Source organism: Salinarchaeum laminariae (assembly GCF_023204835.1).
Taxonomy (GTDB): Archaea; Halobacteriota; Halobacteria; order Halobacteriales; family Salinarchaeaceae; genus Salinarchaeum; species Salinarchaeum laminariae.
The window spans coordinates 1816419-1839661 of sequence record NZ_CP096270.1 but is presented as its reverse complement, the minus strand read 5'-3'; the positions used below and the strand labels follow the sequence as shown (position 1 = coordinate 1839661).

General features: G+C 67.3%; 20 protein-coding genes. 11 read left to right on the top strand and 9 right to left on the bottom strand.

The features are described from left to right. Window positions 1–24 precede the first annotated feature (24 nt). From MXF70_RS08605 to MXF70_RS08595, 3 genes are all read left to right on the top strand, one after another. Window positions 25–1020, top strand: coding sequence for a DNA-methyltransferase (locus MXF70_RS08605; RefSeq protein WP_248518375.1), 996 nt, complete (start codon window positions 25–27; stop codon window positions 1018–1020). 180 nt (window positions 1021–1200) lie between these two features. Then, entirely contained in the window at window positions 1201–2172 is a 972-nt protein-coding gene (locus MXF70_RS08600) for a nucleotidyltransferase family protein (protein WP_248515214.1), read from the top strand. A gap of 94 nt (window positions 2173–2266) precedes the next feature. Further along, on the top strand, window positions 2267–3091 hold the full coding sequence (locus tag MXF70_RS08595; RefSeq protein ID WP_248515213.1) for a class I SAM-dependent DNA methyltransferase: 825 nt from the start codon (window positions 2267–2269) through the stop codon (window positions 3089–3091). Between the two features lie 192 nt (window positions 3092–3283). On the opposite strand, the gene MXF70_RS08590 is transcribed toward MXF70_RS08595, so the two are convergent. Next, on the bottom strand, window positions 3284–4012 hold the full coding sequence (locus MXF70_RS08590; protein WP_248515212.1) for a diphthine--ammonia ligase: 729 nt from the start codon (window positions 4010–4012) through the stop codon (window positions 3284–3286). A 129-nt stretch (window positions 4013–4141) separates the two neighbouring features. On the opposite strand from MXF70_RS08590, the gene MXF70_RS08585 reads away from it, so the two are divergent. After that, a complete protein-coding gene (locus tag MXF70_RS08585; RefSeq protein WP_248515211.1) occupies window positions 4142–4525 on the top strand; it encodes a rhodanese-like domain-containing protein in 384 nt (127 codons plus the stop codon). A 151-nt stretch (window positions 4526–4676) separates the two neighbouring features. Here MXF70_RS08585 and MXF70_RS15255 read toward each other — a convergent pair whose 3' ends face one another. Together MXF70_RS15255 and MXF70_RS08580 are read right to left on the bottom strand one after the other, a co-directional pair. Continuing rightward, on the bottom strand, window positions 4677–4799 hold the full coding sequence (locus MXF70_RS15255) for a hypothetical protein (protein ID WP_259370339.1): 123 nt from the start codon (window positions 4797–4799) through the stop codon (window positions 4677–4679). Between the two features lies 1 nt (window position 4800). Continuing rightward, on the bottom strand, window positions 4801–4968 hold the full coding sequence (locus MXF70_RS08580) for a hypothetical protein (protein ID WP_248515210.1): 168 nt from the start codon (window positions 4966–4968) through the stop codon (window positions 4801–4803). 354 nt (window positions 4969–5322) lie between these two features. Here MXF70_RS08580 and MXF70_RS08575 point away from each other — a divergent pair, with 354 nt between their 5' ends. Genes MXF70_RS08575 through MXF70_RS08560 form a run of 4 tightly spaced genes read left to right on the top strand, consistent with a single transcriptional unit; the run spans window position 5323 to window position 11390 of the window. Further along, window positions 5323–7074, top strand: coding sequence for a sugar transferase (locus MXF70_RS08575; RefSeq protein WP_248515209.1), 1752 nt, complete (start codon window positions 5323–5325; stop codon window positions 7072–7074). Window positions 7075–7114: 40 nt separating this feature from the next. Beyond that, window positions 7115–8470 (top strand): glycosyltransferase family 4 protein, encoded by a 1356-nt coding sequence (locus tag MXF70_RS08570; protein WP_248515208.1) that lies wholly within the window; start codon window positions 7115–7117, stop codon window positions 8468–8470. After that, window positions 8467–9798 carry a glycosyltransferase family 4 protein gene (locus MXF70_RS08565; RefSeq protein ID WP_248515207.1) on the top strand — a complete coding sequence of 444 codons (1332 nt, stop codon included), beginning with the start codon at window positions 8467–8469 and terminating at the stop codon, window positions 9796–9798. The genes MXF70_RS08570 and MXF70_RS08565 overlap by 4 nt, the downstream gene beginning before the upstream one ends. Beyond that, complete coding sequence (locus MXF70_RS08560; protein WP_248515206.1) at window positions 9795–11390, top strand: sulfatase; 1596 nt, start codon at window positions 9795–9797, stop codon at window positions 11388–11390. Before MXF70_RS08565 ends, MXF70_RS08560 begins: the two co-directional genes overlap by 4 nt. Window positions 11391–11445: 55 nt before the next feature. Here MXF70_RS08560 and MXF70_RS08555 read toward each other — a convergent pair whose 3' ends face one another. Next, window positions 11446–12747 carry an O-antigen ligase family protein gene (locus tag MXF70_RS08555; RefSeq protein WP_248515205.1) on the bottom strand — a complete coding sequence of 434 codons (1302 nt, stop codon included), beginning with the start codon at window positions 12745–12747 and terminating at the stop codon, window positions 11446–11448. 287 nt (window positions 12748–13034) lie between these two features. Beyond that, on the bottom strand, window positions 13035–14468 hold the full coding sequence (locus MXF70_RS08550) for a flippase (RefSeq protein ID WP_248515204.1): 1434 nt from the start codon (window positions 14466–14468) through the stop codon (window positions 13035–13037). Between the two features lie 92 nt (window positions 14469–14560). Between MXF70_RS08550 and MXF70_RS08545 the strand changes: the two genes are divergently transcribed. Both MXF70_RS08545 and MXF70_RS08540 read left to right on the top strand, forming a co-directional pair. Further along, entirely contained in the window at window positions 14561–16636 is a 2076-nt protein-coding gene (locus tag MXF70_RS08545; protein WP_248515203.1) for an asparagine synthetase B family protein, read from the top strand. Window positions 16637–16771: 135 nt separating this feature from the next. Then, complete coding sequence (locus tag MXF70_RS08540) at window positions 16772–17755, top strand: glycosyltransferase family 2 protein (RefSeq protein ID WP_248515202.1); 984 nt, start codon at window positions 16772–16774, stop codon at window positions 17753–17755. A 35-nt stretch (window positions 17756–17790) separates the two neighbouring features. On the opposite strand, the gene MXF70_RS08535 is transcribed toward MXF70_RS08540, so the two are convergent. The 4 genes from MXF70_RS08535 to MXF70_RS08520 all read right to left on the bottom strand — a co-directional run bounded on the left by MXF70_RS08535 (window position 17791) and on the right by MXF70_RS08520 (window position 22344). Next, entirely contained in the window at window positions 17791–19374 is a 1584-nt protein-coding gene (locus MXF70_RS08535) for an O-antigen ligase family protein (protein ID WP_248515201.1), read from the bottom strand. Between the two features lie 146 nt (window positions 19375–19520). Continuing rightward, a complete protein-coding gene (locus tag MXF70_RS08530; RefSeq protein WP_248515200.1) occupies window positions 19521–20351 on the bottom strand; it encodes an undecaprenyl-diphosphate phosphatase in 831 nt (276 codons plus the stop codon). Window positions 20352–20451: 100 nt separating this feature from the next. Beyond that, entirely contained in the window at window positions 20452–20799 is a 348-nt protein-coding gene (locus tag MXF70_RS08525; protein WP_248515199.1) for a DUF8022 family protein, read from the bottom strand. Beyond that, complete coding sequence (locus tag MXF70_RS08520) at window positions 20800–22344, bottom strand: acyl-CoA carboxylase subunit beta (protein ID WP_248515198.1); 1545 nt, start codon at window positions 22342–22344, stop codon at window positions 20800–20802. Window positions 22345–22604: 260 nt separating this feature from the next. Here MXF70_RS08520 and MXF70_RS08515 point away from each other — a divergent pair, with 260 nt between their 5' ends. Then, window positions 22605–23234 carry a ferritin family protein gene (locus MXF70_RS08515; RefSeq protein ID WP_248515197.1) on the top strand — a complete coding sequence of 210 codons (630 nt, stop codon included), beginning with the start codon at window positions 22605–22607 and terminating at the stop codon, window positions 23232–23234. Window positions 23235–23243: the final 9 nt, after the last annotated feature.

The window sequence follows — 23243 nt, the reverse complement described above, 5'->3', positions numbered from 1 at the left end:
CCGCTCGTCGCTGACGCACGCGACCTGCCGTTGCCCGACGATTCGGTAGAGCTGGCCGTCACCTCGCCGCCGTACCCGATGATCGAGCAGTGGGACGAGATGTTCGCGAGCCTCGATCCTGCGATCGGCGACGCACTCGCAGAGGGCGACGGCGAGCGTGCCTTCGACGCGATGCACGAGATACTGAACGAGGCGTGGGCGGAGCTCCAGCGCGTGCTCGTTCCCGGCGGAATCGCCTGCGTGAACGTTGGCGACGCGACGCGCACGCTCGATCGGTTTCGCGTCTACCAGAACCACGCGCGGATCGTCGACGCGTTCGCCGAACTGGGCTTCGACCCGCTACCGGAGATCCTCTGGCGCAAGCCAGCCAACAGCGCCGCGAAGTTCATGGGCTCGGGCATGGTCCCGCCCAACGCCTACGCAACGCTCGAACACGAGTACGTACTCGTCTTCCGGAACGGCGAGCGGCGATCGCTGGAGCCCGGCGCCGATAGACGGTACGAGGCCGCCTACTTCTGGGAGGAGCGCAACGAGTGGTTCTCCGACGTCTGGACGGACGTCCGCGGCGAGCGTCAGGCCCTCACCGACGACGAACTCCGGGAGCGCTCTGCGGCCTACCCGTTCGAAATTCCCTACCGTCTCGTGAACATGTTCTCCGTCTACGGCGACACCGTGCTCGATCCGTTCTGGGGCACCGGAACCACGACGACCGCTGCAATGGTCGCCGCGCGCAACTCCGTCGGGATCGAGCGCGATCCGGGGCTCGTTCGGGCGTTCGAAGACGGCGTGGACGCGGTCCCAGATCGCTCGCGTGCCCTCACGAGTGACCGACTCGCGGCTCACCGATCCTTCGTCGCGGAGCGCCGGGCCGACGGCGACGACCTCGGCTACGAGGCCGGGCACTACGACGTCCCCGTCCGGACCAAACAGGAACGCACCATCCGGCTCTACGAGGTCGACGCGATCGAGCGAACCGCCGACGGCTACCGCTGCCGACACGCTCCGGTCGAGTCCCAGTGATCGGCTGCCACTCTGTGACGGTTGCCCGGCGATCAGTGGGGATCCATGTTTACGAACACCGGCCAGCTCACTACCACTGGTTCCCAGTCGATGCCCTGATGGCCCAGATAGCACGCCCCGACGCTGCCACGAGCGGCGCCGAGTGAAAAAACACATAGCCGTGCTCGTTGAGGATCGCTTATGGACGCGATCGTCCTCGCCGGCGGGTACGCCACCAGACTCTGGCCGATCACCCGCCATCGGCCGAAGATGTTCCTGCCGATCGGCGACACCACCGTCGTCGATCGGATCTTCGAGGAGCTCGAGGCCGACGACCGCATCGACGACGTCTACGTCTCTACCAACGAACGGTTCGCGGAGGCCTTCGAGCAGCATCTCGCCGGTGCGAGCTACGAGAAGCCACAGCTCTCCGTCGAGGACACGAACGAGGAGTCCGAGAAGTTCGGGGTCATAGGCGCGCTCGCTCAGCTCGCCGATCGCGAGGCGCTGACCGACGACACGCTCGTGATCGCGGGCGACAACCTCATTAGCTTCTCCGTCTCGGAGTTCCTCGATCATTTTCAGGCTGCGCAGGCGCCCACGATCGCAGCCTACGACGTCGGCTCGCGTGACCGAGCGACCTCCTACGGTGTCATCGACGTCGAGGGGGACCGCGTCGTCGATTTCGAGGAGAAGCCTGAACAGCCCGCGAGCACGTTGGTCTCCATCGCATGTTATGGGTTCCCGGCGGACACCCTCGGCCTCCTCGAAACCTACCTCGCTGGAGACAACAATCCCGACGAGCCGGGCTGGTTCGTCCAGTGGCTCGTCGATCGCGAGCCAGTGAGCGCCTTCACCTTCGACGAGGCGTGGTTCGACATCGGGACACCCGAATCCTACATCGACGCGGTCTCCTGGTATCTCGATGGCGGACAGCTCGTCCATCCCGAGGCAGAGGTCCGCGAGTCCGATCTCGGCGAGAACGTCCACGTCATGCGCGGTGCCGAGATCATCGACACGGAACTCGAACGAGCGATCGTCTTCCCCGACGCCACCCTCCAGTCCTGTGAGATTCGATCCTCGATCATCGACGAGGAGACGGTCCTCGAAAATCTCAATCTCGCGGGCGCACAGATCGGCGCCCACACCCGCATCGCCAACGGCGGCGAGTGAGCGTCCGTCCTCACTCACCTTCGGTCGCAAAAACACTGCGCCACGTTGACACGCCACCCCTGCCTTTGATACCAGCCGTTCACAAGACGCTGCCATGAGCGATCACGGCTACGACGAGCAGATGGCAGCGATCTACGACGCGATGACGGCCGATCGCGAGACCGACGTCGAGTTCTACGTCGACAGAGCGACGGCGGCCGACGGCCCGGTCCTCGAACTCGCCGTCGGCACTGGCCGGATATACCTCGAGGTGCTCGCAGCGGGCGTCGATGCTGACGGCGTCGACGTCTCCCCCGAGATGCTCGAGATTCTCCGCGACCGCGCCGCCGAGCGGGGCCTCGACGCCTCGGTCTGGGAGGGCGATATGACCGAGCTCGCGGGCACGACTTCCCCTACGGCCGTCGACAGCAAGTACGGCCTCGTCTACTGTCCGTTCAACGCGCTCCAGCATGCCAAATCCGTCGACGCCCAGCAGGCCGTCTTCGAATCCGTCTACGACGTCCTCGAACCCGGCGGCACGTTCGTCTTCGACGTGTTCGTCCCCAGCTTCGACCTGATCGAGGCGGCCTACGGCGAGTGGCAACCCCTGCCCGTCGAGTTCCAGGGCACCGAACACGAGCTTCGCACCAGGAGTGAGTTCGTGGACGAGCCTCGCCAGATCGTCGAGGTGGTGAAACAGCTTCGCGATCGTGAGGAAGACGTCGTTCACGAGACGAGCCACCGGATCAGTCCACTGCCGTACCAGCAACTGGAGCTGCTGGCTCGCGCGTCACCGTTCGAGTCCTGGTCAGTCCAGGGCGGCTTCGAGAGGAGTGCGCCGAGCACGGCGAGGCGGTCCTCCTCGAAGCAGGACTCTGACGGCGTATCTCTCGAGAACGGTGACACCGTCCAGGTCTGGACCCTGCACCGGGAGGCCTGATCGCGACCCTGCCTTCGCGCTGCTATCGTGAACAGTCACGATCCACTGGATAGGACTGAGCAGAATCTCCGAATCTGCGAAAGTGCGAATAGCTTGCTCTTCCGGGACTGGAAGGGACGACGAGCGGGAGGGCTTCCTGGCTATTCACGAGTACGGATTCTCGTACTCGGACGATGTACCGCAGTACCCGCTTCACTCCAGCCAGGCGTCCTCGATCTCGAGGTGACCGCGAGTGCCTTCCCACACTGGTGAGGCATCCCACTCGATCCGACGATCCATGTGCGGCCCGTCGACGACGAGCGTCTCGAACTCACCGCCCTCGCCGAGCAGGTGGACGCCGTACTCCTCGCCCAGTGCCCGCAGCTCGTCCAGCGCGTCGCGATCGAGCGTCCGACCGAGCCACTCCTCACTCAGGCCAGCGGCCGCGACCTGGATGATCCGAATCTCGAAGCCAGCGTCGAGCATTTCGGCGGCGAGCTCCTCGGGATCGCGCTGCCAGAGCGGCGCGAACAGGTCGACGTCGAGTCGCTCGGCCATCGCCTCGATCCGGCTGGTCTGGAACTCGCTCTCGATGGCGCCCGCTGTGATGCCGGCGAGACCGCCCGCACCGCTCGCTTCGAGGTCGGCGTCGAGATCCGCGAGCGCCGCTTCCAGCGGTTCGAGCTCGGCGTCGCCCTGTGCGCCGGAGTCCGTCACCGTCCCCGCGTCGAGATCGCCCGGATCGACCTCCACGAGCTCGGTTCCGATCGACTCGGCAGCGAGTCCGGCAAGCTCGGTCGCGGGGACGTGGTACATGTAGGAGTCCTCGCCGGGGTGGACCGTCACGAGCTGCTCGACCGGGAGCTCCTCCATCTGCGCGCGGTAGAGTGCGAACGACGAGTCCTTGCCGCCGGAGAAAAGGCTCGCCCATGCGCCCTGCATAGGTCTGCTCGGAGTGGCGCGCACTTACGGACTGCGATGCGGCCGGCAGCCCGCAGGGCGTGTGGTGGTCGCGGGCCTGTCGGCTCTCCGAAACCCGTTTCCGCATCGGATCGCTACCTCGGGCAACTGATGGTCAGAGAGGTCGCTCCCGAAGCCGTGCAATCGAAACTCGACGCGAACGAGGCGGACGTCACCGTCGTCGACATCCGTTCGCCCGGCGACTACGAGCAGGGCCACGTTCCCGACGCGATCAACGTGCCGCTGCCGGAGCTCCCGCGGCGCGTCGACGAGCGCGAATGGGACGCCGAGGAAATCGTCTGCGTCTGCGCGATCGGCCAGAGCTCGATCCAGGCCGCGCGGCTCCTCGGCAGCTACGAGGGGATCGAGGCAGACGCCGTCGCGAGCCTGCAGGGTGGCTACCGCGACTGGGACGGCGATCTCGAATCCGCCACGTCGAACGGAGGCGCGGACAGCTCCACCGCCGCCGACGAGGGACCGGAAGCACCGTTTTAGCGCTCGGGCCGCTAGCGGATCTCTCTCTCTCTCAAGCCTCCTCTGCGATCGCGCCGCATACTAGCCGTCCGTTTTCCTCCGCGCTACCGCGTGCCAGCGTGGCCAGCCCGACCACGCCCGGTACGAGCAAGAGCAGGAGGTTGCACGCCGTCTATAGCACCTCGTTCGTCAGGGCAGTCTGCACGACGATGGACAGGAAAATCGCGTAGACGAGCATTCCGAGCGGTGAATGCGTGGCGCCTTCGAGGAGCCACGAGAGCCCGTAAAGCGTCACCCTACACCAGTCCCAGCAGCTCCGGCCCAGCGGGGCCGAATCGATGGGAGGGGCCGAGCCAGTAGTAGTAGTGCTCCGGCGAGCACGCGAACAGCCCGCCAGAGAGCAGGCACGACAGCGGGAACGACTCGGCGTGGGAGTGTGAGGCGATCGCACATCTGACAGCCACCCTGGGGAGGAGTCCGATCGAACCAGAGCGATCGGGCCAGTAAGATCGGATCGGGCTGGCCGATCCGGAGCCACCAGAACTGACCGATTCGGCGGCCCTCGTCAGTGAAGGGGCGGAGCCGCCGAAACGAGTGTCAGAGCCGGAGCCGACTGGCGTCTCCTGTCAGCTCGCGATAGGTTACTGTTCGACGAATTCTGAACACGCCGACCGTACGTCACGTATTCGGCTGTTTCGGCCCGTCAGAGTACAGTTCTGCGATCCCATACAGATCGTCGGTAATCTGCCGTTTGGTGACCGGGTGCGGTAGATGGGGCTGTCCATAGCAAAGGCCCGTGGCACATTTGATTCAGGCGTATGAGACGGGCCACGAGCCGTAGAGCAGCCGCTGGCGGTCTGACGGTGATCACGGTGACGGTCGCCACCGTCAGTGCGGGAGCCGCACTCGCCCGGGCGGGCATCGCGGCCGCGCCAGGGTCCCCGAGCGTCGCACTCACCACCCTGACCGTGACGCTGGCGCTCTGGTCCGAGTACGCTCCGCGGCCGCGTCGCACGCTGGATCGGCTACAAGCAGCGGCCGTCCGGATCGGGCTGGCGATCGGTGTGCTCGCGTTCGCGGGGTGGCTCGGCGTCGGGTTCGTTCCGGCGCCAGCGGTACTCGCCGTGGTTGGCGTGGTGACAGCGGTCATCGTGCCCGTCTTCCAGACGATACTCCGGTCGGTCGTCCGCCCCCAGCGCGTCGTCCTGGTCGGGGACGACGCGGGCAAACTCGGCGACGCCGTCGCCGAACTGGAAGCGAGCCCGATCGGGCACGTCTCGCCACCACGCCTCTCGCTCGCGAGCGCAGCACCAGATTCCCTCGACGTTGAGCGACTTCGTACGGACGGGGGCCTCTCGCCCACCGATGAGGGGGAGGCTGGTACGACGGAAGCGGATGCCTCCGGTGACGTCGAGGGAGATGGCGGAACGACGTCGGAGCGGTCGACGGAGTCTCACGAAGCGGGGCGTGAGGCAAGTGAAGGTGGAGGAACTGGCGCCGGAGATGGCAGTGCGTCGGCAGACGTGGAGTCGCTGGCAGATGGGTCACGGACGACGGCTACCGACGATATCGGCGAAACCGATGGCGACGGATCGCGCGATCCTCCGCCGGTATCGACCATGGAGACGGCGGCGGGACCGTCCGCCACGGGCCCTGCGACCGAACGGATTTCGGGACTGACGCGCCTGCAGAATCTCCTCGTCTCTCGGGACGTCGACGCCGTCGTGCTGGGGTTCTCCGCCTCGGATCGCCAGGAGTTCTTCGGAGCGCTGCGCGTCTGTCGAGAACGGGGCGTCGACGCGAAAGTCCACGCCGTCCACGCGCCGGCGACGCTCATCGACGACGCACCGGCCGCTCGCAGTGGGAAAGAGGACGACAGGAAAAGCACCGGCGAGCACGCCGAACAGACCCGCTCCGATCCGCAGATCCTCGACGCGAACGTCGAGCCACTTCCTCTCCACCGTCGGGTGGCCAAGCGTGGGTTCGACGTCTGTTTCGCGACGGTGGGGCTCGTGGCACTCGCACCGCTCGTGCTGGTGATCGCCGTCGCGATCAGGCTCGACTCGCCGGGGCCTGTGCTCTACGGACAGTCCCGGACGGCCAGGCTCGGTCGCGTGTTCACGCTCTGGAAGTTCCGAACCATGGCAGACGGTGCCGAACGAGATACCGGGCCGACGCTCAGCGACGAGGACGTCGGCGACGTGGACGCTCGCGTCACCCGGGTCGGGCAGGTGCTGCGGGCCACGCATCTCGACGAGATCCCACAGCTGCTCTCCGTGCTCGCTGGAGACATGACCGTCGTCGGCCCGCGACCAGAGCGGCCGGCGCTGGAGTCCGAGATCACGGCGGACGGCATCGAGTGGGAGCGCCGGTGGTTCGTGAAACCCGGACTGACCGGACTCGCACAGATCCACGAGATCACCGGGTTCCAGCCCGCCGAAAAGCTGGCCCACGATCTGGAGTACGTCGAGCGCCAGTCGCTGGCCCTGGACGTCCGGATCGTCATCGAACAGCTTCGTCTCGTCGTGGTGGACGCGCTGGCGTTGCTCGCGCCGGGTGAGGACGAATGAGGCGGCTCGCTCTCGCGGTCTCGATCCAGGTGATCGCAGCGTGAGAATCCTCCGCGTAGCCCAGACGCTCCACCCGGACGTGACCGGCGGCGGTGCCTACCACGTCCACGCACTGAGCCGCGATCAGGCGGCGATGGGCCACGAGGTTACGGTGCTGACTGTCAGGCAGCCGTCGGATGGGCGAGGGACGGGGTCCGATCAGTTCGAAGGGCAGCCCGAGCGATCGGGAGCAGGGGCCGGTAGGTCAGGAAACGAGCCCGATCGATCAGAACAGAGTGTAGCCGAATCGAGCCGACCACACGTCGAGTCGCGAGATGGCTACACGGTCGTGCGGTTCAACACGACCGCGCGGCTCCTCGGAAACGCCCTCTCGGTGGGGTTGGCGCGGTATCTCCACGCAGCCAACGAGTTCGACGTCGTCCACGCGCACTCCCACCTCTACGCGTCGACGAATCTGGCCGCACTGGAACGGCGCCGCTCGGCCACTCCGCTGGCGATCACCAACCATGGCCTCTACTCACAGACTGCCCCGGCCTCGATCTTCGAGGCGTACCTCCAGACGGCCGGACGCTGGACGTTCGAGCAGGCCGATCTGGTCTTCTGTTACACCGACGTGGACGAACGGCGGCTCCGGGACCTCGGCGTCACCACGCCGGTCGCCGTCGTGCCCAACGGCGTCGACACCGAGCGGTTCCGGCCCGACGGTCCCGAGAGCGAGCGGCTCGACGCTGCGGGACCGACCGTTCTCTTCGTCGGGCGACTCGTCGAGGGCAAGCGACCGCAGGACGCCATCGCAGGGATGGAGGAGATTCGCAAGTCGGTCCCGACCGCGACGCTCGCGGTGTGTGGCGACGGGCCGCTGCGCGAAGAGCTAGAGGACGACCCGGCGGTCGCCGATTCGTCCGACAGCGACAGCGCGGTGGCCGTCCTCGGCCACGTCGACTACGACGAGATGCCCGCGGTCTACCGGGCAGCCGACGTACTCGTCCTGCCCAGCCGCGCGGAGGGAATGCCCAGGACGGTGCTGGAGGCTCGCGCGTCGGGAATCCCGGTGGTGACGACGGATCTCGATCACGTCGCCGCGCTCGACGACCCTGGCGTTCACACGGTGCCCGTCGAGGACGTCGACGCACTGGCCGCGGCCGTGATCGAATCGCTGGAGCTGGATACGGACGGCGCCGGCCGTGCAACTCCTGCGGCGGCGGTGTCGACGACCGACGCGGTGAGCGATGGGGGGTCGGTGACGGACCAGCTTGCCGCTCGACAGTCCTCCGGAGCCGATCGGGCGAGCAGACCCGCGGGAGCGGCTTCTCGCGAGAACCTCGACTGGCGATCGACAGTCCGCAGGACGACGCGAGCGCTCGAAACACTCGCCGAGAGGCACTCATCCTCATGAACGCTACACCCACAGCCCCGACCGTCAGCGCCGCCGATCTCGATCCCGAGCGTGCCGAAGAGATCGGTGACCGAACCCCACGAACCCCCGCGAGAGTCGATTGCGCCGATCGAGCCGATCCGACTGGCGAGAAACCGACAGCCAGCGACGCGAAAACGGCCGTGTTCTTCGACGGCTCACCGCCCTCTCACGGGGGCGGATCGGAGATGGTCTGCCGGCTCCTGACGCGCCTCGACCAGGACGCCGTCCGCCCGGTGCTCCTCGCCCACACCGAGGACCGCCTCTGCGAGCGGCTCCGCGGCGAAATCGCCGTCGACGTGGTGCCCTTCAGAGGGTCGCTGGATCGGTACGACGGCCAAATCCTGGAGCAGTCGACGCTGCGCTCGATCGGCACGGTGGCGCGGCTCGGCCAGTTCAATCTCGAGGCCAGATCCGTGCTTGGAACCGCCGACGTCGTCTGGTGTATGAACCTCCGGAGCCTGCTCACGATCGCGCCGTTCGCGGTCGGGAGCCGGACGCCGGTCGTCTGGAACATCGGCCTCGGACAGCCCTCCGAGGGGCTCTATCGCACCCTCAACAGCGTCGGCCTGCGCCTCGCAGACCGGGTGTTCATCGAGTCAGACGGGCAGGCTCGCCGGCTGTTCACCGACGAGCAGTACGAGCAGTACGCCGACTCGCTTCGGATATTTCCGAAGGGGATCGACGTCGAGCGGTTCTCCGCACGGCGGGCAACGCCACCGCTCAGCCAGCCGCCCTACACCATCGGGACGGCGGCCTCCCTCACGCCGCGAAAGGGCGTCGACGACTTCGTCTCCGCGGCGATCGAGCTATCCGCAGAGCGATCCGACGTCCAGTTTCTCGTCGCGGGCGAACCGCCACACGACGCCGACCGTGAGTACGCCGAGGCGCTCCGCCAGCGGGTCGCAGAGAGTGACAGCGTCGCCGAGAGTGACCACGACGCCCCCGTCGAGTTCCTCGGCTGGGTCGATGACATGCCGTCCTTCTACGACCGCCTCGACGCGTTCGTCCTTCCCTCGCGCAACGAGGGCGTCCCCGGCGTCGTCAGAGAGGCGCTCTCGATGGGGCTGCCAGTCGTGGCCACGGACGTCGGCGGGACGCGGGAGGTCGTCCGGGACGGCGAGACCGGACTCCTGATCGCACCCGACGCGCCGATCGAAATCGCCGCCGCACTGCGCTCGATCCTCGGCAATCCGGATGCCGCCAGGGCGATGGCGAGACGCGGACAGTCACTCGTCGAAGAGAGGTTCTCCGTCGAGGCGTACGTCGATCGCTACGAGGCGTTTCTGCAGGAGGTGGCCGAGTCGTGAACACGACGAACCCCACGGGATCGGGCCGGCGCCTGCCGCGCAGCGAGACCACCCCCGACCGCCCGAACGTCGTTCTCATCGTGATGGACACCGCCAGGGCTCGCGACGTGCTCGGGCGGCCGGACGTGACGCCGAACCTCCACCGGATCGCCGAGAACGGCGAGGTCGTGACCAACGTGTTCACGACGGGGCCGTGGACGCTGCCCTCCCACGCCTCGATGTTCACGGGGCAGTATACGTCCGATCACGGCACACACGCCGGGTCGAAGACGTTCGATCCGGACGTCCCGCCGATCGCCGAGGTGCTCGCCGACGAGGGCTATCAGACCGCGGCGTTCTCGAACAATAGCTGGGTGAGCAGCGACGTCGGCTTCGATCGCGGGTTCGAGACGTTCAGATCGGGCTGGGAGCTGTTCGAGAGCGACGTGGATCTCATCCGCGTCGCGAAACGACGCGACGGCGCCATCGACAAACTGCGTGGTCTCGGCGCGGAGCTCTCATTGCGCGAGCTGCCGCCGACGGTCGCGAACGTGCTCCACGCGAAGCTCATCCGACATCGCTACGACGACGGCGCGTGGCTCACGAACCGACGGATCGAGCGCTGGCTCGATCGCACACAGGATGCGACGCGGCCGTTCTTCGCGTTCGTGAACTATCTCGAACCACACCTCGAGTACCGACCGCCGCGCGGCCACCGATCGCGCTTTCTTCCGGAAGACGCCGATTTCGACGACGCGAGTCGCGTCAATCAGGACGCGTGGGCCTACATCGCCGGGGTGGAGTCGATGACCGAGCGTGACTTTGCTCTCCTTCACGCGCTCTATCTGGGCGAACTTCACTATCTCGATCGTCGGATCGGTGCGCTCTACGACACGCTCGAGAAGCGCGCGCTGCTGGATGACACGGTCGTCTTCGTCGTCGGCGATCACGGGGAGAATCTGGGCGATCACGGCCTCATGGACCACCAGTACTCGCTCCACGACACGCTCACGCACGTCCCACTGGTCTGTCATACTCCCGAGGGCATCGACGTTCCCCCAGCCGGCGCCGGACTCCGCGAACTGCGGGACCTCTACCCGACGATCCTCGATCTCGCCGGCGTCGACCACCCCGCTGATCCCTCGATCACACAGCAGTCGCTCCTCGATCCGCGTGATCGCGACTACGTCATTGGCGAGTACGTCACTCCCCAGCCCGACGTCGAGACGCTCGCCGAGCGCGTCGACGCCGTCGAGGTCGATCTCGATCAGTTCGATAGCGGGTTACGGAGCATCAGAACACCGGGATGGAAGCTCGTCGAGAGGACCGACGGCAGCGAGGCGCTCTACAGCGTCGGCCGGCCAGCAGCGGTGGTCGACGATTCGACGACGGACGCGGAGACGGCCGTCGGGTCGTACTCGAACGCGAAGACGGCAGTCGATTCGCGGTCGGAGCAGGCACCGGCCGGGCTTGCGGCGCGGCTTCGGGACCGGCTCCACGACGAGCACGGCGAGATGGCTGGAACGGGGGAGCGTTCTGGGGAGGACACCGAGGAGGAGGCAGACGTCGGTGCAGCTACCCAGCAGCGCCTCGAGGACCTCGGCTACATCTAGGCGAGGCCGGGTCTGGACACTCCCGCCGTGAGGTACCGGTACCGCCCTGTTGGTCCTACCAGGCCCGCATCCAGCCGATCGATGCGGCGACAGAGTCGACTGCCGCCTCTACGTCCGCCCCGACCTCGCGAACGTCGAGCGACTCGCCGAAATGGTGGTAGGATAGCGCGGCGACGATGCCGACGGTGATCCAGAGCGATCGGAACGTCTGGACGCCAGTCACGAGTCCGGTCGCCATGACCGCGACAACGAAGCTTCCGAGGAAGGCGTAGGCCGGGTCGTGCTCGCGGGCGAGGCGAACGCTCTGGACGACAACGGAGGCGAAGAGAGCATAGAACGCGACCGCGCCCACCACACCCGTCTCCGAAAGGATCGTGAGGTGAGTGTTGTGGAGCCGCGGGTACGGGCCGCCGAACCCTGCCTCGCGAACGTAGTTCTGGGACTGTCCGTACCCGATACCGAAGATCGGATGATCGAGAAAGGCGTCGACCCCGTGTTCCCACCGGCGAACGCGCGTGTCGGCGTTCTTTGCGGATGATTCGACGGAGGAGATGACGCGGTCGCGTATCCACCGGTCGGACTCCAGAACGACGTAGCCCGCTGCGGCCGACAAGGCCGCCGGGACGACGAACGCCGGCTTCGTGTACGGACGGAGATTCAGTCCCGGATAGAGCACCGGGAGGAGGATAGCGCCGGCCGCGGCCCCGATCAGCGATCCACGGGACGCGGTCACGATCAGGCTCGCGGCGAACAGCGGGATCGTGAGCGAGAGCAAGCCTCCGAGGTAGGGGCGTTCGGGCTGGAGCGTGCCGACGAGATACGCCGCGAGGAACCCGTTCAAGAGGAGGTAGTTCGCGTAGATGTTGGGGTTCTCGAACGGCCCGGTCGGACGAAGCTCGCCCATGAACAGCCCCTGGCGTGCCGACTGGACGGCGAACACCGCACCGACCAGCACCGAGACCAGCGCCAGCACCTGCGTCCGCCTGATGGTGTCCCGCGTACAGAGCACGAAGATACCGACGAACCACGCGATCGCACCGAGGAGCTTCAGCAGGACCATCGCCGAGTGTTTGGGGACGAGATACGGCGGGTCGGTCGCCAGCGCCAGCACCACAGAAAACGTCGCGATCGCGACGAACGCGAACGCGGGGTAGGTGAATCGCGGCAGACGGCGGATACCCACGACGCCGAGCAGCCAGGCCACGCCGACGACGCCGATCAGCAGATCGCCGTAGCTCAGATTTATCACGACGATACGGGTCACGTAGAGGTGAAACGGGTAGAGCGCCATCAGGAGGGCGACGGCGACGAGCCCGAGCCGTTGGTCGAGCTGCCGATCCCAGTACGCGCCGGACATTGACCAGAATCGAGGGGCCGACGGCCTATTGTTCGAGCCGGCTTACCGACCGGTTCGACGGTGCGACCGAAGACGGCGTGGACGGCGATGCCGCCGGAGAGCAGGGGCGTTCCACCGGCACCGATCCGCCGCCAAGTGCTCCGGTTTTACGACCGAGACGGTGGGGCGTGAACGGCGAATAAGGACGTGGCGAACCGCTCGATCAAACCGCTGCGGCCGAGTAACCTCGTCGTACCGGCCCTCACGGCGAGTGCTCGATCGCCGGAACCGCGGATTCACAGCGTTCCTCAGCCGCCGACGTGGTGAAGCAACCCGGCGAGCTCCCCGCGCTCGACGCCGCCCAGCGCGACGAACGCGACGCCGTAGACGACCGGCGCGAGGACGAGCGTCAGCGGCCACCACGGCGCTACCACCCAGAAGGCGGCAGTCATGATCGCGGTGGCAGCGATCGGTGCGGCGACCGATCTGAACGGCGGCACCACCGGGAGCCAGTACTGGAAGGCGATGGCGGTCGTCCCAGCCGCCAGCGCGAACGTGACGATCGTCGCGATCGCCGCCCCCTGAATGCCGATCGTGGGCAAGAGGAGTGCGTTCAACGCCACGTTGACGATCGCTGCGACGCCCTGAATCCGGAGCGGGACGCTCGTCTGGTCAGCAGCGTAGAACAGCTCCGTGTAGATCTCGGAGACGCCCTGAAGGAGAATGCCGATCGCGAGCAACACCAGCAGCGGCGCCGCCTCCGCCGCGACGTCGGGCGTGGTGAGCAGGTTCAGGATCGACTTGCCGATGAGCCAGAGGCCACCGATCGTCGGCACCGCGAGCGCGATGAAATACCGGAGCGCTGTGATCGTGAGATCGCGGACGCGCGGCCGCTCCTCCGCCCAGAGCCGCGAGAACTCCGGGAACAGCGTGATCGAGAGCGGCCGAACGTAGAGGAGCATCCCCTGTGCGACCTGGTAGGCGACGGAGTAGACGCCGACCGCAGTCGCCCCGAGGACGGCGCCGACGAGCAGCCGATCGGCCTGCGTGAGCGTCGAACGAGCCACGTCCGTGCCCATCGTCGGCACCGAGTAGCCCAGAAAGTAGCGGAACCGTTCGAGCGAGGGGCTCGCGACGCCCACCTCTCGAACGATCGCGAGGTGAATGCCGCCGACGGCGACCGCCCGGGTCGCGACGACGACGGCGAGCACGCCGGCGATCCCGAAATCCGTCAGCAACACTGTGCCAGCCACCGCCGCGATGTGGCCGTAGACCACCGCCACGTCCGAGAGGGAGTAGTACTTGATGCGCCGGGTGGCGCGGAGGTAGCCCTGGCCGAAGCGCAGCCAGACGGTCAGTGGAACGAGCGCCGAGCCGACGAGAAACGTCGTCGCGAACGCCCGATCTCCGAGCGTGTACGTCGCCAGTAGCGGCGCGGCCGCAGCTACGACGAGCATACTCCCAGTCCCGGTGAGCAAGAGCGCACTCGCGAGCGTCCAGTAGGTGACCGATCGGTCCTCACCGTACTGCTGGAAGAACTGGACGATCCCCGTATCGAGGCCCAGCAGCGTCACCTGTCCGAGCAGCGTGGCGACCGCGAAGACCTGTGCGTACGCGCCGTAGGCCGCGGTTCCGAGGTAGATCGTCACCAGCGGGATGACGACGATCCCCCGGAGCTTGAGCGAGATCTTGACCAGCGTCGTGACCAGCACGTCCGTGGACAGCTTTGCCGCGAGACTCACGCTGACTCAGACTGCGGGCAGCGAGGGGTAATAGTAGGCGCCGCCACGGTACGCAGAGCAGAACAATCCCCGTGTGACGCCATCGGGTAGTCATGACTGGCGTCTGTGGCGGGGTCGCCGAGGGCGGCCGGCGCAGCCTCCGCGAGCTCGCCGAAGCGCTCCACCGGTTTGGCGACGAGATCGAGCGGCGGGCCGTCCGGGCCGACGCAGCCGTCTCGCTGGTCAGCCATCACACCGCATCTCAGCCGGTCGAGGCCGCTGATGGGACCTTGCTGTGGTGCTGGGGACAGGTGTACGGTCACGGGACAGAGTACCAGCCTCGACGGGAGGTGGCACCAACCGCGACGCCCGCCGAATACTGCCGAGATATCTACGATCGCGACGGGTTCGACACCGTCGCGACCCTCAACGGCGAGTACGCGATCGTCGCCTATCACCCAAATGGCACCGTTGCAAGCCGGGACAGCGGTGGACGGATCAGCCTCGTCACCGACCGGCTGGGGACCCACCCGATCTATTGGACGCGAACCGACGACGGCGACGTCGTTTTCTGTAGTTCGCTGCAGATCCTCGCGGCTCATCCTGGGGTATCCGTCGCCTTCGACCGGGAGATCCTCTATGAATATTTTGCGTTCCGGCGCACCTTCGGCCTCCGGACGCCACTCGAGGGCGTCGCGCTCGCTCACCCCGGCGCGATCACGACGATCGACTGCGCGAGCAACGCCGTCGATACCAGCGTCTACTGGCGGCCCGAGCACCAGGCGACGGCGAGAGACCGCGGGGCCGCTCGGCAGGAGTACGTCGACCGGTTTCGGGCGGCGGTCGCGGATCGCGAAGGCACCGCTGGTGGGGCGAGGCCAGTGCGCCGGCATCGACAGCCCCGCGAACCGACTGCACGCGAAAACGACGAGCCACTGGTCTCTGCGACGAGTAGTGACGGCGCCACCGCGAGCAACGGAGGTCGGGCAGTGGAGCGAACTGCCGACGGCGAGCTCGCCGGATCTACCGAACCCACCGCGCAGACCGGCGTGCTCGTCAGCGGCGGGAACGACTCGCGTGCGATCGTCGCAGCGCTGGACGCGCCGCCGGTCGGTTTCCACGTCACGAGCGACGAATCGGCAGTCGAGACCCAGGTCGCCAGGCGCGTGCTCGACGTGGCGGAGGCCGAAACGCGCATCCTCCATCGGGATAGCGAGTATCTCGCCGACTCACTCGAGCCGAACGCGTCGCTGTGTGATTTCGGATCCTGGTTCAATCAGGCGCACGTCTACGAGTTCGCCGAGGAGCTCCGGTCGTCCTGTGACCTGCTGTTCACCGGGCTCTACGGCGACGTCTACAGCGGCGGAACGCTCCCGAGCTACTCCGTCCCTACCCCGCTCGGTCGGCTTCCACTCCCGCTGCTCGATCGACCCGAGTCAATCGAGGAGTATCTCGGCTTCTACCTCGATGGCACCCTCGACAAACACTCCCATCGGCTGCCGGACTACTGCCGATCGTCGAGCGACGCTCGCGGCGTGCTCGCTGGGAATATCGGACGCGTCGACGGCGAGATCGACCACCACGGTGTCCGATACGGCGACCTCACGGACCTGCTGTTCGCCTCGATCTACCCCGTCACGAACCGGCACTCGTTCCTCTTCTACGCGTCGCTGTGTCAGACCATGCCGGCGACGAACCCGCATTTCGACTACCGGCTGCTCGACTGGATCCTCGCTCAGCCGCTCGGACGGCTGCTCAGGACCGACGTCCAGAACGCGGTGATACGGGAGTGCTCGCCCGAGCTCGCGGAGATTCCACACGCCGCTCGTGGCGTCGCCCCGCGTCGGTCGTTCCCGGTGCAGTACGCGAGCCATCGCTTGCAGGGCGGCCGGCGCCGGATCCGGACGCGGCTCTCTCACTCGGAGACGCGGGGCGTCGGCTTCACGACCGACCTCGACGAGCTACTACGGTCGCGACCGCTAGTCCACGACTGCATGCGCCGCAAACGCGACGTCGTCGATCGGTACGACTGGCTCGACCCTGCTGGGATTCGCTCGGAGTACCGGGCCCACTGCGAGGGGTCGAACCGCCGCTCGGAGCTGCTCTGTCTCCTGACGTTCCTGGCGATGCCGATCCACGAGCACGTCAGTCTGGAGGATCGCACCGACGTGGAGGTGTCTGCAGAGTAATATGTTCCAGACAGATACTGGGTGCGGACGGCGGGCGGTGCATCGGAGGCGACAAGCGGTGCATCGGGGACGACGAGAGGCGCGACGGAACCGACGACCGCCACGTGCAGCGTCCCGCCGCCGAGGTGGTGCCTGATGGCGCCGCTGGTATCCGTCTTGCTCCCTGCCTACGAGGAGCTCGAATTCCTCGAGCAGGCGGTCGACAGCATCCTCCGCCAGAGCCACGACAGGATCGAAGTGATCGTCGTCCACTCCGGCGATCCTGCCGGCTTCCCGGAGCGGGTCCGGGCGTCGCCGGCAGTGACCTACGAGCACCAGGAGCCACGCGGCGTCGCCGCTGCACGGAACCGGGCGCTCGATCTCGCGAGCGGATCGGTGATCGCCTTCTGCGACGCCGACGACTACTGGCATCCAGCCAAGCTCTCGGCACAGCTCCCGGTGCTTGACGGTGACGTGGATCTGGTCTACTCCGACGAGTACCTGCTCCGAGGAGGAAACGCCTACCAGATCGACTCGCCGCCGATCCGGGATCCGGATCGCCACCACGTCGACGTGTTCCGCAACGGCGGCGGCGTGGGCTCGCGCTCGGTGATCGCCCGGGCAGCGTGTTTCGAGGACGAGCGGTTCGACGAGCGATTCGAGGTCCGAGAGGACCAGCACCTCTGGACGCGGCTGTTCGCATCGTTCACCCCCGCTCGCGTCGCCCGGCCGCTCTCCTACAAACGCGAGACTGCTGGCTCGCTCAGCTCCGACGTCGATCGTGCCTACCGCCTGGAACGGCTCGAGATCGAGGACCTCTGCCAACGGTTCCCGGAGCTGCGCCCCTATCGCGAGGAGCGCGAGCGACAGATGCGCTATCGCTACGCGAAACGGCTGCTGGCCAACGGGGGGCGCGCGACAGAGGCCAGGGGCGTGCTCCGCGGTCTCGTCGCCGATGGCGCTGCCGACGAGCGTATTCTGACCTTACTGCTCCTGTCGGCGCTCCCAATCGATCACGAGTCCACGACGCGGCGTCTGCAGGATCTGCTCTGGACGCTGCAGTCCTACCGCCGAAAGCTACGCGACGAGGAGCGACGGGGACCGGACCCGTGGATCGCGGACGGCGAGCGAGCGGACTAGGTGCGCCGACGTACCCGCGCCGAATCTTCGCATCTTCAGCGCATCGACAGTTCCCGATCTCGCGTCCACGCCCGATAGCGTCCCGCGATGGCGCCAGCGAACAGCCAGAACGCGCCCATCGATGTGTGGTTGTCCCAGATCTGATCGAGCAGGGCAATCGCCAGAAATCCGAGCGCGCCGACGCAGAGCGCGGTGGCGACGGCGGCGTCGGGGGCATCGGACCACGCGAGGCGAATCGCGCGAACCGCGATCGCGAACACGGCAGCGAGCCAGAGCCCGAGGCCGACGAACCCGGTCTCCGCGAGGTGGGAGTAGACGATCGAGTGGATAGCGACGTCGTCGCTGAACCCGATCTCGGCGGCGACTGGCTCGACGTTCCCGCCGCCGTAGCCAACGAGCGGGTGATCGAGCGCGAGGGCGTAGGCCCGCCGATAATCTGCCAGCCGCGTCTCCAGATTGTCACCGGTGACGAGCGGGAAGACATCGAGAACCAGGTCGGCACCGACGACCGCGACGATCACCGCCATACCTACCGCTGCGGCGGTGGCGGTGCCGAGCAGTCTGGGACGCTCGCGCTCGAAGACGGCTCGATACCGGGGCGGCCAGTAGCGGCTGCTCGCGAGCATCACTGCGAGCACGATCGTCACCGCGAAGCCGAGGACGGCCGAGTCGTACTGCGAGAGCGGCACGCAGAAGGTCCCAAGAAAGAGGATGCCGGACAGCGCGAGGAGACGGAACCGAGCTGTCAGGTCGGGATCCGCTACCATCCAGACGAGCACGGCGACGGCCGGGAGCGCGAGCGAGACGAACGCCGCGTTGTTCCCGACCAGCCCGCCGAGGAAGCGACCCATCGGCATCGCGTGCCCGAGCAACACGATCGTGAGCTCGTTGCTGCGCGGGGTTTCGCCGAGCGTCGAGACGCCGAGCGAGCCGCGGTTCGCGAACTGTGCGAGCGCGAAAGCGGCGTGACCGATCATCGCGAGCACGAACGCGCCGGTCAGACTGCGGAGGGTCGCGTACCCGACTGCGAGGAGCCCGGCGGCGACCACAAAGTAGGCGACGTACCGCAGTTGCGTGAGGCCGAACACGGCGGCCGTTCGCGGGTCGTGAGTGGCGAACGCCGCGCCGAGGAGCGCCCAGATCGCGAAGCCGGCGAGGAACGCTGCCGGCCAGCCGATCGTGCGCCAGGACCGTCCCAGTAGCTCCCTGGGAGTCCGAATCGAAGCGCTCGCGTCGGTCTCGAAGAGCCAGAGTACGAGGAGTACCGCGCCGGCAACGACCGCGAGATCGCCGATCACCACCGCGAGATCGACGGTTCGCTCTGGCCCACGCAGGAGCGGCACGTCGGCGTTCACCGTCGCGAGAACTGGGATCGCCGCCACGACGCTGGGGACGACGCTGCGGGTCGCGACGGCGAGGAGACCGTACGTGCCGAGGGCGATGGCGAGCACCGGGATCGGCGGGACGTCCCCGGCCACGACGACTGCCGGTACCAGCCAGATCACCAGCACCGTCAGCAACCCACCGAAGGCGAGCGTCGTCTCCGGGGCCGCCACCGACCGCGGATCGATCACCGACCACGTTCGGCTTCCGCTTGCTTCGGCGGTCCGGTCAGTCACGTGGCGCCGAGAGGGGAAGCGGACGGAAAATTATGCGCTGCGAAACGCGTCTTCGAGGCCGCTACTGACGCGGCTGCAGCAGCCGTGGCTCCTCCGCCATCTGTCACCAGCAGCGATCACGGACAGCAACCGACAACGAACGCCACTCAGCCACCGACGACGATCACCACGCCGCCCCCGAGCAGCGCGAGCGCGCCGAGGCCGAAACAGACCGCCCAGAAGGGAACCCGCTTGACGACGCCGAGCAACAGGTCGATCGTCAGGTAGCCGACGAGCACGCTGGCGGTGAGCGCGATCGCGCCCGCGGCGACCCCGATCTCGGGGAGCCCACCGGCGTCCAGCACGACCAGCGCCGTCGCACCGAGGCCGGCAGGAATCGAGAGCAGGAATGAGAGCCGGAACGCCGCGGGACCGTCGTACCCCTCGAACAGGAGAACGCTGGTCGTCATGCCCGATCGGGAGACGCCCGGGAGGATCGCGAACGCCTGTGCGGCACCGACGAACACGGCGTCGGCGAACGTCGGCAGCTCGCGCTCGCCCAGCCCGACGGCGTCGCTCGTGCGCTGGACGACGCCGGTGAGGATCAGGAGGACGCCAACCCCGGCGACGAAGACGCCCCCGCTGACCGCGCTCGCGAGATCGACGGCCAGCAGATATAGCGGCACGCCGACGAGCCCGGTCGTGACCGACGCGATGAGAACGAACGACGGCTCGGCGTTGCCGGCCGCGAAGGCCGCTCGCGGTCGCCAGGCCGATATCCCCTCGCTCGCTGCACGGATGTCCTCGCGATAGTAAACCGTCGCGGCAATCGTGGTGCCGAGGTGGAGGAACAGGGAGAGCGCGAGCGCGGTCTCTCCGGATTCCCCCAGCGCCGTGAACAGCATCGAGAGGTTGCCCTGACTCGAGATGGGGAGCCACTCGAAGACCCCCTGGACGATCCCGGCGAGCAGCGCCACCAGTAGCTCCCGCCACGCCATCGAGCGACCGTTCCGGTGGCGGGCGCATTAACAGCGGCTGATTACCGGCAGAAACCGTCAGGATGCCCGCTCTCCTTCGTTCGGTCGACCCCCGTAGCGGTCAGAACCGATCGGTGCGGCCAGAGGCAGTCCATGCGTCCCGCGGTGCCCTCGCGGGCACGTGGACGGATCGCCCCTGGAGCTGCTCGACGCGGCCGGCGAAGGCGAACCGATCGCCCTCCCAGCTGGGTTCGGTATTCGCCGCGGCGGCCGCCGCAGCGGCCTCGCGGTCGCGAACGTGGGCGCCGATGGCGGCCACGATCGCGGCGGCTTCCTCGGTGGACGCGCTGGCCGGAATCTCGATGTCGACGTCGGAGTCGAGGGCGTTCGCCTCACCCTCCGCGGCCCGGGCCGCCGGCTCGACGTCGTCGTATGCGTCCTCCGGATCGACTGGGCTTGGTTCGGCCATTTACAGTGGGATGTTGCCGTGTTTCTTGTCGGGGTTCGACGCCCGCTTGGATTCGAGCATCTCCAGGTCGTCGATCAGGCGCGGGCGGGTATCGATCGGATCGATCACGTCGTCGAGGTAGCCTTTGTCCGCCGCGGTGTAGGGGTTGGCGAACTGCTCGCGGTACTCGTCGATGAGCTCGTCGCGAAGCTCGTCGGGATCCTCCGCTGCCTCGAGCTCGTCGGAATAGAGGACGTTCACCGCTCCCTGCGGGCCCATCACCGCGATCTCGGCCGTCGGCCAGGCGTAGTTGACGTCCGCCCCGAGATGTTTCGAGGACATCACGCAGTACGCGCCGCCGTAGGCCTTCCGCGTGATGACGGTCAGTAGCGGAACCGTCGCCTCGGAGTAGGCGTAGAGGAGCTTCGCGCCGTGGCGGATGATCCCGCGGTGCTCCTGGTCCGTGCCGGGCATGTAGCCGGGCACGTCGACGAAGGTGAGGATCGGGACGTTGAACGCGTCACAGAAGCGGACGAACCGCGAGGCCTTCATCGAGGAGTCGACGGTGAGCGTCCCCGCGTTGACGCGGGGCTGGTTGGCGACGATGCCGACGGAGCGGCCGTCGAGCCGACCGAAGCCGGTGACGATCTCGGCGGCGAACCGCTCGCCGACCTCGAACAGCGAGCCCTCGTCCAGAACGGAATCGAGGACGTTCGTCATGTCGTAGGGTTTCTGCGGACTCGGCGGGACGATCTCCCGCAGCTCCGCGTCACGGCGATCGGGCTCGTCCCAGGGCTCGACGCGCGGCGGATCTTCGACGTTGTTCTGCGGGAGGTAGGACAGCAGGCGCCGGACGTCGTCGAGGGCCTGTTCCTCGTCGTCGACGGCGAAGTGGGCAACGCCGGTCGTGGAGCTGTGGGTACTGGCGCCTCCGAGCTCCTCGTGGGTGACCTCCTCACCGGTCACGGTCTCGATGACGGACGGGCCGGTGATGTACATGTGGCTGGTGTCGTTCACCATGAAGATGAAGTCCGTCATCGAGGGGGAGTAGACGGCTCCGCCGGCGCACGGGCCCATGATCCCCGAGATCTGTGGGATGACGCCGCTGGCCTCCTGGTTCCGGCGGAAGATCTCCGCGAAACCTGCCAGCGCGTCGACGCCCTCCTGAATCCGGGCGCCCGCCGAGTCGTTCAGCCCGATCAGGGGCGCGCCGACCTCCATCGCCTGGTCCATCACCTTCGTGATCTTCTCTGCGAACACCTCACCGAGCGAGCCCCCGAAGACGGTGAAGTCGTGGGCGAAGACGAAGACGGTTCGACCGTCGACCTCGCCGTAGCCCGTCACCACGCCGTCGGTGAGGAGCTGGCGTTCCTCCATCCCGAAGTTGTGGGTGTTGTGGGTCCGGAGCTGGTCGAACTCGTTGAACGTCTCGTCGTCGAGGAAATACTCGATCCGCTCGCGTGCGGTCTTCTTGCCCTTGTCGTGCTGGGACTCGATCCGGGCCTCGCCGCCCCCGAGCAGCGCCTCCTCGCGAAGCTCCTCGAGCTCGTCGAGGCGATCCTCCATCGTCACGGCGCGAACCCTCCCGCGGTCATTTGATGGTGACCGACGGCGACCGACCGGAAAAGCGTTCCGAACACCACGACTGACCGCTGTCTTCCCAATCTGTACGGGTCGTTCGAATCGCTAGGCGCCACCGGCTCGAAACGGCCCACGAGAGCCCCTCAGTACCGATTCGCTACCCACGCGGTAGCGACAGAGACCTCGCGTCCTCGGTCCGGGCGGGCAGCCGAACGCTCAATGCACTCCCGTTCCAAGCCGTCGGTATGGACGGCGAGGCGTTCCGCGAGCAGGTGACCGACGAGATGGCAACGGAGCTCGACCGGTTAGGATCGGAGAAGCTCCTGATCGCGCTGACCGACGCCGACCTCGAGGAGGAAACGGTGCTCGAGGCCGCGGCAACGAGCGAGCACGCGGCCAGAACCACGTTCGAGCAATGGGCCGAATCCGCCGACGACGAGCAGGCTCGCGAGGTGTTCGCGGACGTCGCCGAGCAAGAGACCGACCACTACGAGCGCGTCGCTGCACACCTGCCTGACGGGTTCGAACCCGCAGATGGCGGGCCGCTCCACGCCCACCTCAGACAGCAAGACGACTCGATCGCGCGCGCAGCCGGGCTCGTCGGGCGGGGGCTCGTCAGCGACCGGACTCACCTCCAGGTGATCAGCTTCTTCGTCAACGAGGGCGACACCGAACTCTCCGACCTCTTTCGAGATCTCCGATCCGAGACGGCGGACTCGCTCGAGGCGGGGCTCGATCTGCTCGACGCGTTCTGTGAAGAGGACGCCGACTGGGAGGCAGCGGCGGGCGTCGCCGAGTACACGATCCAGATCGCCTACGACGACTACGCCGACGCGCTCGCCGGGATGGGGATGGATCCGAAGCCGATCTGTTGAGGCGGCCGG

Excerpts from the sequence above, each read along its gene's own strand:
- MXF70_RS08600 (WP_248515214.1), top strand. The coding sequence starts at position 1,201 with ATGGACGCGATCGTCCTCGCCGGCGGGTACGCCACCAGACTCTGGCCG.
- MXF70_RS08595 (WP_248515213.1), top strand. The coding sequence starts at position 2,267 with ATGAGCGATCACGGCTACGACGAGCAGATGGCAGCGATCTACGACGCG.
- MXF70_RS08590 (WP_248515212.1), bottom strand. The coding sequence starts at position 4,012 with ATGCAGGGCGCATGGGCGAGCCTTTTCTCCGGCGGCAAGGACTCGTCG.
- MXF70_RS08585 (WP_248515211.1), top strand. The coding sequence starts at position 4,142 with ATGGTCAGAGAGGTCGCTCCCGAAGCCGTGCAATCGAAACTCGACGCG.
- MXF70_RS08575 (WP_248515209.1), top strand. The coding sequence starts at position 5,323 with ATGAGACGGGCCACGAGCCGTAGAGCAGCCGCTGGCGGTCTGACGGTG.
- MXF70_RS08565 (WP_248515207.1), top strand. The coding sequence starts at position 8,467 with ATGAACGCTACACCCACAGCCCCGACCGTCAGCGCCGCCGATCTCGAT.
- MXF70_RS08555 (WP_248515205.1), bottom strand. The coding sequence starts at position 12,747 with ATGTCCGGCGCGTACTGGGATCGGCAGCTCGACCAACGGCTCGGGCTC.
- MXF70_RS08545 (WP_248515203.1), top strand. The coding sequence starts at position 14,561 with ATGACTGGCGTCTGTGGCGGGGTCGCCGAGGGCGGCCGGCGCAGCCTC.
- MXF70_RS08540 (WP_248515202.1), top strand. The coding sequence starts at position 16,772 with ATGGCGCCGCTGGTATCCGTCTTGCTCCCTGCCTACGAGGAGCTCGAA.
- MXF70_RS08530 (WP_248515200.1), bottom strand. The coding sequence starts at position 20,351 with ATGGCGTGGCGGGAGCTACTGGTGGCGCTGCTCGCCGGGATCGTCCAG.
- MXF70_RS08525 (WP_248515199.1), bottom strand. The coding sequence starts at position 20,799 with ATGGCCGAACCAAGCCCAGTCGATCCGGAGGACGCATACGACGACGTC.
- MXF70_RS08520 (WP_248515198.1), bottom strand. The coding sequence starts at position 22,344 with ATGGAGGATCGCCTCGACGAGCTCGAGGAGCTTCGCGAGGAGGCGCTG.
- MXF70_RS08515 (WP_248515197.1), top strand. The coding sequence starts at position 22,605 with ATGGACGGCGAGGCGTTCCGCGAGCAGGTGACCGACGAGATGGCAACG.